Source organism: Streptomyces antioxidans (genome assembly GCF_000968685.2).
Lineage (GTDB): Bacteria > Actinomycetota > Actinomycetes > Streptomycetales > Streptomycetaceae > Streptomyces > Streptomyces antioxidans.
In genome coordinates this window covers 1-15,010 of sequence record NZ_LAKD02000062.1, presented here as the reverse complement: position 1 = coordinate 15,010, position 15,010 = coordinate 1, and the positions used below count along the sequence as shown (strand labels likewise).

The 15,010-nt window shown below is 74.6% G+C and carries 1 protein-coding gene; it reads right to left on the bottom strand.

Features of this window, described 5'->3' with window-relative positions:
* Positions 1 to 17: 17 nt before the first annotated feature.
* Positions 18 to 15,010 (bottom strand): type I polyketide synthase (locus VT50_RS23880; RefSeq protein WP_079343876.1); only part of this gene is annotated, 14,993 nt, incomplete at its 5' end.

Here is a 15,010-nt window from a genome sequence, read left to right as displayed (position 1 = left end):
TGAGGGCGGTCATCACGTCAGGACCTTCCGAATTCATTGTTGATGATGTCGAAGATGTCTTCGGCGGAGGCGTCGTCGAGTTCGGCGTCGTCGGCACCGTCGGCGCCCGCCGCGCTCTCGTTCTCGTTCCAGGTCCGCAACAGCGCTTCGAGGCGTGCGGTGACCCGCTCGCGTTCCGTCGCGTCGTCGGAGACATGGGAGAGGGTGAATTCCAGCTTGTCGATTTCGGCGAGGACGGGGACTCCGGGAGTGGTGTCCTCGCCGAGCAGGTCGGCGCGCAGCACACCGGCGAGCGCGCTGGGCGTCGGGTGGTCGAAGACCAGGGTGGCGGTGAGCTGGAGCCCGGTGGCCGCGTTGAGCCGGTTGCGGAGCTCGACGGCGGTGAGCGAGTCGAAGCCCAGCTCCTTGAAGGCCCGGCCCGCCTGGACGGCCGTGGTGTCGTCGTGTCCGAGGACGGCGGCGACCTCCGTACGGACGAGGTCGAGCAGGGCCTTCTCGGCCTCGGGCCCGGTGAGCCCCGCGAGCCGCTGCCGCAAGGTCACCGCCGATGCCCCGGCCGTGCCGCCGTCCGCGTCCGCCGCGTCCGCCGCGGGATGAGCCGCGAAGGCCGCGCGGACCTCGGGCAGGTCGGCGATGAGCGGACGGGGGCGGGCCGCGGCGAACGCCGGGGCGAAGCGGTCCCAGTCGACATCGGCCACGGCCACGGCGGTCTCGTCCCGGTCCAGCGCCTGCTGGAGGGCGGCGACGGCGGAGTGCGGGGCCATCACCGGCAGGCCGCGGCGGCGCAGTTGCTCGGCCGCCTCGTCGTCGGCGACGAGCCCGCCGTCCGCCCACGGGCCCCAGGCCACGGAGGTGGCGGTGAGGCCACGGGCCCGGCGCTGTTCGGCCAGCGCGTCGAGGAACGCGTTTCCGGCCGCGTAGGCGGCCTGGCCGCCGCTGCCCCACACCCCGGCGATCGAGGAGAAGAGCACGAAGGCGTCCAGCTCGGTGTCGCCGAGCAGCGCGTCCAGATGGGCCGCACCCGCCACCTTGGCGGCCACCACATCGGCGACATCGGCCGGTGTGGTCTCCGCGAGCGGTGCGAACTGCCCGGCGCCCGCCGTGTGCACGACGGCGGTGAGCGGGTGCCCGGGGTGTTCGTCGCGGATCCGGGCCAGCAGCCCGGCCACCGCGTCCCGGTCGGTCACATCGCAGGCGGCGACGGTCACCTGGGCGCCGGACGCGGCGAGTTCGTCGCACAGCTCGGCGGCGCCGGGGGCATCGGGCCCACGGCGGCTGGTGAGCACCAGCCGCTCGGCGCCACTGTCCGCCAGCCAGCGGGCCACATGCGCACCCAGCGCACCGGTGCCCCCCGTGACCAGCACCGTGCCCCGGGGCCGCCACGGGGCCGCGGTGCCCGGGGCGGACGCGGCACGGACACCCGCGGCACGGACACCCGCGGCGCGGGTGCGCTCGGCATAGGTGCGCGCAGTGCGGGTGCTCTCCACGTGGCCACCCTCGACGTAAGCGCCCTCGGCGTGGTGGTGGTCAGCGCCGGTGCCCTCCGCGAACGCGCCCTCAGCGCGGGCACGCTCGGCGTAGGTGACCTCAGCGTGCGTACGGTCAGTGCCGGTGCCCTCCGCAGGGGAGCCCTCGACGCGAGTGTGGTCAGTGCGGGTGCGCTCCGCGTGGCCACCCTCGACGTAGGCGCCAGCGTGTGTGTGCTCAGTACCGGCGCCCTCCGCGTGGCCACGCTCCGCGTAGGAGCCCTCGACGCGAGTGTGGTCAGTGCGGGTGCGCTCCGCGTGGGTGAGGCGGCGGGCCAGGACTCCGGGGGTGCGGATCGCCAGCTGGTCCTCGTCGGCGTCGGCGTGTCCGCCGAGCACACCGGCCAGGCGGTCGGCGGCCCGTTCGTCGAGCGTCGCTGGCAGGTCGATCAGACCGCCCCAGCGCTCGGGGTGTTCCAGCGCGACCACCCGGCCCAGGCCCCAGATCTGCGCCTGCGCGGCGCTGCCGACCGGCTCCGAGGCGGCGGTGGCGACGGCGCCGGTGGTGGCACACCACAGCGGGGCGTCCAGGCCCGCGTCGCCGAGCGCCTGCACCAGCACTCCGGTGCGCAGCAGCCCGGTGGACGCGGCCGGGTGGTCGGGGTGCGCACGCTCGTCCAGCGCGAGCAGCGACAGCACCCCGTGCACCGGCTCACCGGCCGCGGCACGGCGGATCCGGTCCGCCAGGGCGTCCCGGTCGAGGTCCCCGCCATCGGCCGCGCCCCCGGCCGGGGCGATGCGCCGGATGTCGGCGCCCCGGTCGGCCAGCGCGGCCACGACACGCCGCACGGTGTCGGTGTGGCCCGCCGCCGCGGCCGGTTCGGCGACCAGCCAGACGCCGGGCGCGGCGGCGAGCCGGGGCTCTTCCAGCGGCTTCCAGGTGACGCGGTAGCGCCAGCCGTCGAGCGCGGACCGCTCGCGCTCCCGGCGCCGCCACGCGGACAGCGCCGGGAGCAGCGCGCTGAGCGGCTGGTCCACATCGATGCCCACGGCGTCCGACAGCGAGGTGAGGTCGTCGCTCTCGACGGCCTCCCAGAACCGGGCGCCCGCCGTGTCGTCGGCCGTGGCCTCCTGGCCCGGCGTGTGCCGCGGGGTGCCATCGAGCCAGTAGCGCCGCCGCTGGAACGCGTACGTGGGCAGCTCGACGCGGCGGGCGCCGGTCCCGGCGAACAGCGCCTCCCAGTCCAGGGCCACGCCCCGGACGTGCAGCGTGGCGAGGGCGCCGGTCAGCGTCTCGGTCTCGGGGCGCCCGGCGCGCAGCACGGGCACGAAGGCCACGTCCTCCGCGCCCTCGCCCTCGCCCCCGGCGGTGACGCAGTCCTGCGCCATGGCGGACAGCACCCCGTCCGGGCCCAGTTCGACGTAGGTGGTGACGCCCTGGGCCTCCAGGACGCGGACCCCGTCGAGGAAGCGGACGGCGTGGCGGACGTGGCGCACCCAGTAGTCGGCCGCCATGCCCAGCTCGTCGGAGATCTGCTGTCCGGTGACGGTGGAGACGATCGGGATGCGCGGCGCGTGGTAGGTCAGCCCCTCGGCGACCTTGCGGAACCCGGCGAGCATGCCGTCCATCAGCGGGGAGTGGAAGGCGTGGCTCACGGTGAGCCGCTTGGTCTTACGGCCCCGCGCCGCGAAATCGGAAGCGATCGCGACAGCCGCCTCCGCATCGCCCGCGATGACCACCGACGACGGCCCGTTGAGCGCGGCGATGCCGACCCGCTCGGTCAGCAGCGGCTCGACCTCGTCCTCCGACGCCTGCAGCGCGATCATGGCGCCGCCGGAGGGCAGTTGCTGCATCAGACGGCCGCGCGCGGCCACCAGCATGGCGGCGTCCTCCAGCGACAGCACCCCGGCCACATGTGCCGCGGCCAGCTCGCCGATGGAGTGCCCGGTCAGGACGTCCGGCCGCAGGCCCGCGGCCTCGGCCAGCCGGAACAGCGCCACCTCGACGGCGAACAGCGCGGGCTGGGTGAACCCGGTCCGGTCCAGCGGCTCCTGGTCGTCCCCGAACAGCACCTCGTACAGCGGCCGTTCGAGGTGCCGGTCCAGCTCGGCGCAGACCGCGTCCAGCGCCTCCGCGAAGACCGGGCTGGCCTCGTACAGCTCACGGCCCATGCCGAGCCGCTGGCTGCCCTGCCCGGTGAAGAGCACCGCGGTGCGGCCCTCCACGGGCACGCCCCGGACCAGCTGCGCGGCGGACTCGCCGCGGGCGAGGGCGGTCAGCCCCGCGAGCAGCCGGTCCCGGTCCTGGCCGAGGACCACCGCGCGGTGCTCCAGGGCGGATCGGGTGGTGGCCAGCGCGTACGCCACGTCCAGCGCACCGAGCCCGGTGTCGGCCTCGACGTGGGCGCGCAACCGCTCGGCCTGGGCCCGCAGCGCGTCCCCGCCCTTGGCCGACAGCGGCCAGGCCACCACATCGGGCCGGACGAGCGGGTACCGCGGCGCGGCGTCCTCGTCGGCCCCGGCGGCCTCCTCGTGGACCGGTGCCTGTTCCAGGACCGTATGGGCGTTGGTGCCGCTGAAGCCGAACGAGGAGACGCCCGCACGGCGCGGACGGCCGGTCTCCGGCCACTCCACCTGCTCGGTCAGCAGCGACACCGCGCCCGCCGACCAGTCCACGTGCGGCGACGGCTCGTCCACGTGCAGGGTGCGCGGCAGCACCCCGTGCCGCATGGCCTGCACCATCTTGATGACGCCCGCGACACCGGCCGCGGCCTGGGTGTGGCCGATGTTGGACTTGATGGCGCCCAGCCACAGCGGGCGCTCCGCGTCCCGCTCCCGGCCGTAGGTGGCCAGCAGCGCCTGCGCCTCGATCGGGTCGCCGAGCCGGGTGCCGGTGCCGTGCGCCTCGACCGCGTCCACCTCGGCGGCGGACAGGCCCGCACCGGCCAGCGCCTGCCGGATGACCCGCTGCTGGGCGGGGCCGTTGGGCGCGGTCAGACCGTTGCTCGCGCCGTCCTGGTTGATGGCGGAGCCACGGACGAGGGCCAGCACCGGGTGGCCGTTGCGGCGGGCGTCCGACAGCCGCTCCACGAGCAGCATGCCCACGCCCTCGCCCCAGCCGGTGCCGTCCGCGCCCGCCGCGAACGCCTTGCAGCGGCCGTCCGGGGCCAGCCCGCGCTGGCGGCTGAACTCGATGTACGCACCGGGGCTCGCCATGACCGTCACCCCGCCCGCGAGCGCGAGCGAGCACTCGCCCTGGCGCAGCGCCTGGATCGCCCAGTGCAGCGCCACCAGCGACGACGAGCACGCCGTGTCGACCGTGACCGCCGGGCCCTCCAGGCCGAAGGTGTAGGCGAGCCGGCCGGAGACCACGCTGGCCGCGTTGCCCGTGCCCAGATAGCCCTCGACGCCCTCGGGGACGGTGTGCAGCGAGGCGTCGTAGTCCTGCCCGTTGGAGCCGACGAACACCCCGGCGGAGGTGCCACGCAGCGTGGCCGGGTCGATGCCCGCGCGCTCGAACGCCTCCCAGGAGGTCTCCAGCAGCAGCCGCTGCTGCGGGTCCATGGCAAGGGCCTCACGCGGCGAGATCCCGAAGAACGCGGCGTCGAAGTGGCCCGCGTCGTAGAGGAATCCGCCCTCGCGTGCGTAGAAGGTGCCGCGCGTGTCCGGGTCCGGGTCGTACAGCGCGTCCAGGTCCCAGCCGCGGTCGGCCGGGAACTCGGCGATGGCGTCCCCGCCCGTGGTGAGCAGCTGCCACAGCTCTTCGGGCGACCGCACCCCGCCCGGGAAGCGGCAGCTCATGGCGACGATGGCGATCGGTTCGTCGTCAGCGGCCGCCGTCACCGAAGCCGGGCGTGCGGAGTCGGCGTCAGTGCCGGTGCCGGTCCCGATTCCGGTTTCGATGAGCTCGCCGCGCAGATAGCCCGCGAGGGCGGCGGCCGTCGGGTAGTCGAAGACCAGGGTGGCGGGCAGCTGGACACCGCTGGCGGCACCGAGCCGGTTGCGCAGCTCGACGGCGGTCAGCGAGTCGAAGCCCAGCTCACCGAACGCCCGATCGGCGCCGATGGACTCCGAGCCGTCGTGTCCCAGCACCGCGGCCACCTGCGTACGGACCAGGTCCAGCAGCAGCCGGTCGCGCTCCGCCTCGGCCAGCCCGGCCAGCCGGGCGGCGAGCGAGGAGCCGTCGGCCGCGGGCGCGGTGGCGGTGTTCTCCGCCGCGGCGCGGAGCTCCGGGAGGTCCGCGAGCAGACGGCTGGGGCGTGCGGCGGTGAAGTCCGGCGCGAACCGCTCCCAGTCGATGTCCGCGACCGTGACCACGGTGTCATCGAGGTCGAGCGCCCGCTGGAGCGCGCCGGTCGCCAACTCTGCGTCCATCGGCGGCAGTCCACCGCGCCTAAGACGCTGCTCCAGCGCCCCGTCCGTGGCCATCCCGCCCTCGGCCCACGGGCCCCATGCGATCGAGGTGGCGGGCAGGCCCTGGGCCCGGCGCCGCTCGGCGAGCGCGTCCAGGTAGGCGTTGGCGGCGGCGTAGTTGCCCTGTCCCGCGGCGCCGAACGTGCCGCTGATCGAGGAGAACAGCACAAAGGCCGACAGCTCCCGATCGCGCGTCAGCTCGTCCAGCGCGAGCGCGGCATCGGCCTTCGCGCGCAGGACGGTGGCGAAGCGCTCGGGGGTGAGCGAGTCCAGTACCCCGTCGTCCAGCACCCCGGCCGTGTGCACCACCGCCGTCAGCGGCAGTTCGGCCGGGATGTCGGCGAGGAGCCGCGCGAGCGCGTCCCGGTCGGCCACATCACACCCGGCGACCGTCACCCGGGCGCCGGAGGCGGCGAGTTCATCGCGGAGCTCGGCGGCGCCGGGGGCGTCGAGGCCGCGGCGGCTGGTGAGCAGCACGTGTGCTGCGCCGTTCTCCACCAGCCAGCGGGCCACCTGTGCGCCCAGCGCGCCCGTACCGCCGGTGACCAGGGTCGTACCGGCGCCCGGTGTCCAGGAGTCGCTGGCGGACGCGGACACGGAGGCCCGGACGAGGCGGCGTCCGAACACACCGGACGCCCGCACCGCCACCTGGTCCTCGCCACCGCCACCGGCACCGCCAATGGCAGTGGCACCGCCAACGGCAGCCGCCAGCACCTCCGCCAGCCGTCCCAGCGCGCGCTCATCGGCCGTCTCCGGGAGGTCGACCAGACCGCCCCAGCGCTCGGGCACCTCCAGCGCGGCCACCCGGCCCAGGCCCCAGAGCCGCGCCTGGGCGGGGCTGACCGTTCCGTCCGAACGGCCCACGGCCACCGCACCCCGCGTGGCCACCCACAGCGGCGCGCCGATGCCCGCGTCGCCCAGGGCCTGCGTCAGCGCGGCCGTCCGCAGCAGCACATCTCCGTCGCCGTCGCCCTCGCCGTCGTTGTCGGCGAGGGCCAGGAGGGAGAGCACACCGCCGGTCACGGGCGTGTCGCCGATGGCGGCGGCCAGCCGTTCGGCCACCGCCGCGCGGTCGTCGTCGGCGGTCAGCTCGACGCGGCGTACGTCGACGCCGCGCTCGTTCAGCATCCGTACGGCACCCGCGGCCCAGACGTCCTCGGCCGCCCCGGCCGGTGCCACCACGAGCCAGCAGCCGGTCAGGGACGCGGCGGAACGGTCGGTGACCGGCTTCCACGTCACCCGGTAGCGCCAGCCGTCCACCGTCGAACGCTCCGACTGCTGCCGCCGCCATGACGACAGCGAAGGCAACAGGGCCTCCAGCGCGCCGTTGTCCTCGGCGCCGAGATTCAGGGTCTCGGCGAGCGAGGCCAGGTCCGCACGCTCGACGGCCTCCCAGAAGCGGGCGTCGACGGCGTGCTGAGCCGTGGCCTCGGGGGCGACGGTGGCCGTCCGTACGTCCAGCCAGTAGCGCCGCCGCTGGAAGGCGTACGTCGGCAGCTCCACGCCCCGCGCGCCGGTCCCGGCGTAGAACGCCTCCCAGTCCACGGGGAGGCCCCGGGTGTGCAGGGCGGCGAGGGCGGTGGTGACGGTCTCGGCCTCGGGGCGGCCACCGCGCAGGGCGGCGACGAAGCCCGCAGTGCCGCCTTCGGCGAGGCAGTCCTGGCCCATCGCGGAGAGCACACCGTCGGGGCCGAGTTCGAGGTAGGTGGTGACGCCCTGGGCCTCCAACGTCCGTACGCCGTCGAGGAAGCGGACGGCTTCGCGGACGTGGCGCACCCAGAAGTCCGCCGTCGTGATCTCCTCGGCGGACACCACGCCACCGGTCAGATTCGACACGATCGGGATACGCGGAGCCTCGTACGCAAGCCCCTCCGCCACCTCCCGGAACGCCTCCAACATCCCGTCCATACGCGGCGAATGGAACGCATGGCTCACGGCGAGCCGCTTGATCTTACGGCCCCGCGCCTCAAAACCGGAAGCGATCGCGACAGCCGCGTCCTCATCACCCGCGACGACCACCGACGTGGGCCCATTCAGCGCGGCGATCGAGACACGCTCATTCAGCAGCGGCGCCACCTCATCCTCCGACGCCTCCACCGCCACCATCACACCACCGGCCGGAAGCTCCTGCATCAACCGCCCACGCGCCGCCACCAGCTTGGCGGCATCGGAGAGCGACAACACACCCGCCACATGCGCGGCGGCCACCTCACCGATCGAATGCCCCGAGAGGAAGTCGGGCCGCAGCCCCCACGCCTCGACCAGCCGGAACAGCGCCACCTCAACCGCGAACAGCGCGGGCTGAGTGAACCCCGTCCGATCCAGCACCGCCGCGTCATCCCCGAACAACACATCCCGCAACGGCCGTTCCAGATGCGCGTCCAGCTCATCGCACACCTCGTCCAGCGCATCCGCGAACACCGGATAGGCGTCATACAGCTCACGCCCCATCCCCAGCCGCTGACTCCCCTGCCCGGTGAACAGGAAGGCAAGCTTCCCGGCCACCGGCGAGCCCTGCACCACGCCCGTGGCCGGTTCGCCGGAGGCCAGTGCCTCCAGGGCGCGCAGGAAGCCGTCGCGGCCGTCGGCCACCAGCACCGCGCGGTCCTCGAAGGCGGTACGCCCGGTGGCGAGGGTGTAGCCGATGGCGGCCAGGTCCAGGTCCTCGTCGGCGCCGCGCAATCCGTCACGCAGCCGGTCGCGCAGGCGGCGGGCCTGGTCGCGCAGCGCGTCGCCGCCCACGGCCGACAGCGGCCACGGCAGCACCGGCGGTACCGGCGGTACGGCGGACGGCAGCGCCACCGCGGCCTCGCGGTCCTCGGCAGCGGGCGGCTGCTCGATGATGGTGTGCGCGTTGGTGCCGCTGATGCCGAACGACGACACACCGGCGCGGCGCGGACGGCCGGTCTCCGGCCACTCCACCTGCTCGGTCAGCAGCGCGACCGCGCCGTCCTCCCAGTCGACGTTCGGGGAGGGCGCGTCCACGTGCAGCGTCCGCGGCAGCACACCGTGCCGCATGGCCAGCACCATCTTGATGATGCCCGCGACACCTGCGGCGGCCTGCGTATGGCCGATGTTGGACTTGATGGACCCCAGCCACAACGGCCGTTCCGCGTCCCGCTCCTGCCCATACGTGGCCAGCAGCGCCTGCGCCTCGATCGGATCACCCAGCGTCGTACCCGTGCCATGCGCCTCGACGACATCCACCTCACCGGCCGCCAGCCCGGCGGTGGCCAGCGCCTGCCGGATCACCCGCTGCTGCGAGGGACCGTTCGGCGCCGTCAGACCGTTGCTCGCGCCGTCCTGGTTGATCGCCGAGCCCCGGACCACCGCAAGCACCGGATGGCCATTGCGCCGCGCGTCCGACAGCCGCTCGACCAGCAGCATGCCCGCGCCCTCGCCCCAGCCCGTGCCGTCCGCGCCCGCCGCGAACGACTTGCAGCGGCCGTCCGTGGCCAGCCCGCGCTGGCGGCTGAAGTCGATGAACGTCTCGGGCGTGGCCATGACCGCCACACCACCGGCCAGCGCCATCGTGCACTCGCCCGCGCGCAGCGCCTGGATCGCCCAGTGCAGCGCCACCAGCGACGACGAGCACGCCGTGTCCACGGTGACCGCCGGGCCCTCTAGGCCGAAGGTGTACGCCACCCGGCCGGAGGCGATGGAGCCCGCGTTGCCGGTGCCGATGTAGCCCTCGACACCGTCGGGGATGCCGTCGAGGCCGGTCACGTAGTCGTGGTACATGACGCCCGCGAAGACGCCGACACGGCTGCCGCGCACCCCCGCCGGGTCGATGCCCGCGCGCTCGAACGCCTCCCACGACGTCTCCAGCAGCAGCCGCTGCTGCGGATCCATCGCCAGCGCCTCGCGCGGCGAGATGCCGAAGAAGTCCGGGTCGAAGTCGGCGGCGTCGTGCAGGAAGCCGCCCTCGCGGGTGTACGAGGTGCCCGTGTGGTCGGGGTCCGGGTGGTAGAGCCCTTCGAGGTCCCAGCCGCGGTCCACGGGGAAGCCGGAGATGCCGTCGCCGCCGGTGGCGACGAGCTCCCACAGCTCCTCCGGGGTGCGCACCCCGCCGGGGTAACGGCAGCTCATGCCGACGATGACGATCGGGTCGTCGTCGAGCGCCGGGGCCGCCCCCGTCCGCACCGGGACCAGCGGTGCGGTGGTCTCCTCCGCGCCCAGCAGCTCCTCGCGCAGATGTCCGGCGAGGGCGGTGGGGGTCGGGTAGTCGAAGACGAGCGTGGCCGGGAGCCGCAGTCCGGTGACGGTCTTGAGGTCATTGCGGAGTTCGACGGCGGTGAGCGAGTCGAAGCCCAGCTCCTTGAACGCCCGCCCGGCCTCGACCGCGTCCTGGCCCGCGTAACCGAGCACCGCGGCGACCCGGCCGCACACCAACTCCAGCAGCTCACGGTCCTGTTCGGGCCGCGCGAGCCCGGCGAGGCGCTGGGCGAGCGAGGAGCCGTCGGCGGTGGCGGCCACGGCGGCGGCCCGCCGGACCGGGGTCCGCACCAGGCCGCGGAACAGGGCCGGTACGGTCCCGGTCGCCGTGGCCTCGGTGTGCAGCCCCGCGTGGTCGAGCCGCATCGGGAAGAGCACGGCGGCGCCGCCGGCGCGGGCCGCGTCGAAGAGCGCCAGCCCCTCGTCGGCGGCGATCGGGGCGACCCCGCCACGCGCGATCCGCCGCAGGTCCACCTCGTCCAGCTCGCTGCCCATGCCCGCACCGGCCCACAGGCCCCAGGCCAGCGCGGTGGCCGGGAGCCCCTGGGCGGCGCGGTGCTGGGCGAGCGCCTCCAGGAAGGAGTTGGCGGCGGCGTAGCTCGCCTGTCCGGGCGCGCCGAACACGGCGGCGGCACCGGAGAACAGCACGAACGCGGACAGTTCGTGGCCGCGGGTCAGCTCGTGCAGGTTCAGCGCCGCGTCCACCTTGGGCCGCATCACACGGGTCATGCGCTCGGGCGTCAGCGAGCCGAGGACGCCGTCGTCCAGGACGCCCGCCGTGTGCACCACGGCGGTCAGCGGACGCTCGGCGGGGATGGCGGCCAGGGTCGCGGCGAGCGCGTCGCGGTCGGCCACATCGCAGGCCGCCCAGGTGACGGCGGCACCGGCCGCGGTGAGCTCGGCGCCCAGTTCCTCGGCGCCCTCCGCGTCGGCGCCACGGCGGCTGACCAGCAGCAGGTGGCGTACGCCGTGGGCGGTGACGAGGTGGCGGGCGAAGAGGCCGCCGAGGGTTCCGGTGGCGCCGGTGATCAGCACGGTGCCGTCGGGGTCGTACGACGGGACGCCCGACGGGACGCCGTCTTCCACGTCCTCCGCGTCATCCGTGACCGGCACCCGGGCCAGCCGTGGCGCGAGTGCCACGCCCGCGCGGAGCGCCAGTTCCGCCTCGTCCACGCCGAGCGCGGCGGGCACCGTACGGTACGAGCCCTCCTCGCCGTCCACGTCAAGCAGCACCAGACGGCCGGGGTTCTCCGACTGCGCGGAGCGGAACAGACCGCGCACGGCGGCGTACGGCAGGTCCGCCACGCCCGTGCCCGGCTCGGTCTCCACCGCGCCCCGGGTCAGCAGCACCAGCCGCGCCCCGGCGAACCGCTCATCGGCCAGCCACTCCTGGAGCAGGGCGAGCACGGCCTGGGCCGCCTCGTGCACGGCCGACGCGCCGCCGTCGCCACCGGTGGCGCTCAGCAGGACGGTGTCGGGCGCGGGTGCCCCGGACTCCACGGCCGTCCGCAGCCCCGCCAGATCGCGGTACGCGGCGAGCCGGACCCCGGGCCCGAACGCGCCCTCCAGCGAGGCCAGTTCGGCCGAGTCCGCGCCGAGCACCGCCCAGTCGCCGGTGGCCGCGCCGGTCGCGGGCGCCGGAACCGCCGTCCAGTCCAGCCGGAACAGCGACTCGTGCAACCCGCCGCGCGCCGCGCGCACCTGGTCGGCCGAGGCCGCCCGCAGCGCCACGGACTCGACCGTGGCCACCGTACGGCCCGTGCCGTCGGCCACCAGCAGCGAGACCGCGTTCGGCGACCGCTCGGACAGCCGCACCCGGAGGGCACCGGCCCCGGCCGCGTGCAGCTGGACGCCGTTCCACGCGAACGGCAGCAGCGCGCCCTCGGCCAGCGCCGACTCGCGGTCGGCGCTGTCCAGGCCGATGATGTGCAGCGCGGCGTCGAGCAGGGCCGGGTGCAGCCCGAACCGCTCGGCCTCGGCGCCCGACGTCAGCGGCGCGCCCTCGGGGAAGGCGGGGAAGCCCACCTCGGCGTAGAGGTTGTCACCGAGCCGCCAGGCGCCCCTGAGCCCCTGGAACACCGGCCCGTAGCCGAGGCCCGCCCCGGCCAGCTCCTCGTACAGCCCCTCGACCGCGATCGGCGTCGCACCCTGCGGCGGCCATACGGCCAGCTCATCGGGGTGATCGGACTCGGGCATCCGGGTGCGGGGCGCGAGCACACCGGCGGCGTGGCGCGTCCACGGCTCGGTGCCGAGCGCGTCCTGCCGACGCGAGTGCAGGCTGAAGGAACGGCGGCCGGATTCGTCCGGCCCGTCCACGGCGAGCTGCACCCGCACCCCGGTGTGCTCGGGCAGCACGAGCGGGGCTTCGAGGGTGAGTTCGTCCAGCCGCTCACAGCCGACCTGGGCGCCCGCCGTGCTCGCCAGCTCGACGAAGGCGGTGCCGGGCAGCAGCACGGTGTCCATGACCGCGTGGTCGGCCAGCCAGGGGTGGGTACGGGTGGAGAGCACTCCGGTGAGCAGAAGTCCATCGGCGTCCGCGAGCGCGACGGCGGCGCCGAGGAGCGGGTGGTCGATGTCGCCCAGCCCGATCGACTCGGGGTCGCCCGCCGCGAGCGCGGCGGCGCTCGGCCAGTAACGCTGCCGCTGGAAGGCGTACGTGGGCAGCTCGGCCGGGTCCACGGGGGCGGCGCCCGCACCGGCGAACACGGCCGCCCAGTCCGGCGTCACACCACGGACATGTGCGCGGGCGACGGCCGAGAGCAGCGCCTCCGCCTCGGGGCGGTCCTTGCGCAGTACGGCGGCGAAGGCGGGCTCGTCACCGTCTGTCACGCACTCCTGCGCCATCGCGGAGAGGACGCCGTCGGGGCCGAGCTCGAGGTAGGTGGTGACGCCCTGGGCTTCGAGGGTGCGCACCCCGTCGAGGAAGCGGACGGCCTCGCGGACGTGGCGCACCCAGAACTCGGGGGTCGCGATGCCGTCCGCGGAGACGACGTCTCCGGTGAGGTTGGAGACGATGGGGATGCGCGGGGCCTCGTACGACAACCCCTCCGCGACCTCGCGGAACGCCTCCGACATCCCGTCCATGCGGGGCGAGTGGAAGGCGTGGCTGACGGTGAGCCGCTTGGTCTTACGGCCCCGCGCCCCGAATCCGGCCGCGATCTCCAGCGCCGCGTCCTCGTCGCCCGCGATGACCACGGAGTCCGGACCGTTGAGGGCGGCGATGGACACCCGCTCGTTGAGCAGCGGCGCCACCTCGTCCTCGGACGCCTGCACCGCCACCATCGCGCCACCGGCCGGAAGCTCCTGCATCAACCGGCCACGCGCCGCCACCAGTTTGGCGGCATCGGAGAGCGAGAGCACACCCGCCACATGTGCGGCGGCCAGCTCACCGATCGAATGCCCGGACAGGAAGTCCGCCTTCAGCCCCCACGCATCCGAGACCAGCCGGAACAGCGCCACCTCGACCGCGAACAGCGCGGGCTGAGTGAACTGCGTCTGGTCCAGCGCCTCGGCGTCCTCCCCGAACAGCACGGTCTTCAGCGGCCGCTCAAGGTACAGATCCAGATGCGCACACACCTCATCCAGCGCATCCGCGAACACCGGATAGGCGTCATACAACTCACGCCCCATCCCCAGCCGCTGACTCCCCTGCCCCGTGAACAGGAACGCCACCTTGCCGCCCTCGACAACCGTCCCCTCGACCGCCCCCGGGGCGGACTCACCCCGGGACAGCGCGTCGAGCGTCCGCAGGAGTTCGTCCCGGTCGCCGACGGTCAGCACCGCACGCCGCTCCAGGGCGGCGCGGCCGACGGCCAGGGCGCGGGCGAGGTCGCACGGGGCCGACTCGGGGCGCGACGCGATGTGGGTGTGCAGCCGCGCGGCCTGCTCCCGCAGCGCTTCGGCGCTCTTGGCCGACAGGGCGAACGGCAGCAGGCCGCCGAGGCCGCTCCGCCCGGGTGCCTCGGCCGGTACGTCGGCCGACGGGGCCTGCTCGATGATGGTGTGGGCGTTGGTGCCGCTGATGCCGAAGGACGACACACCGGCGCGGCGCGGACGGCCGGTCTCCGGCCACTCCACCTGCTCGCTCAACAGCGCCACCGCACCCGACGACCAGTCCACATGCGGCGACGGCGCGTCCACATGCAACGTCTGCGGCAGCACACCGTGCCGCATCGCCAGCACCATCTTGATGATGCCCGCCACACCTGCGGCGGCCTGCGTATGACCGATGTTGGACTTGATGGACCCCAGCCACAACGGCCGCTCCGCGTCCCGCTCCTGGCCATACGTGGCCAGCAGCGCCTGCGCCTCGATCGGATCACCCAGCGTCGTACCCGTGCCATGCGCCTCGACGACATCCACATCGCCAGTCGTCAGCCCGGCGCTGGTCAGCGCCTGCCGGATGACACGCTGCTGGGACGGCCCGTTCGGCGCCGTCAGGCCATTGGACGCGCCGTCCTGGTTGATCGCCGAGCCCCGGACCACCGCAAGCACCGGATGGCCATTGCGCCGCGCGTCCGACAGCCGCTCCACGAGCAGCATGCCCGCGCCCTCGCCCCAGCCGGTGCCATCCGCCGAGGCCGCGAACGCCTTGATCCGGCCGTCGGCGGCCAGTCCGCGCTGACGGCTGAAGTCAATGAAGTTCTCGGGGGTGGACATCACGGTGACGCCGCCCGCCAGCGCCATCGTGCACTCGCCCTGCCGCAGCGCCTGTACCGCCAGATGCAGGGCCACCAGCGACGACGAGCAGGCCGTGTCGACCGTGACCGCCGGGCCCTCCAGACCGAAGGTGTACGCCACCCGCCCGGACACCACGCTCGCCGCGTTGCCCGTGCCCAGATGGCCCTCCAGCCCCTCGGGCGCCTGCATCAGCAGCGACAGATAGTCCTGGCCGTTGGTGCCCGCGAAGACACCGA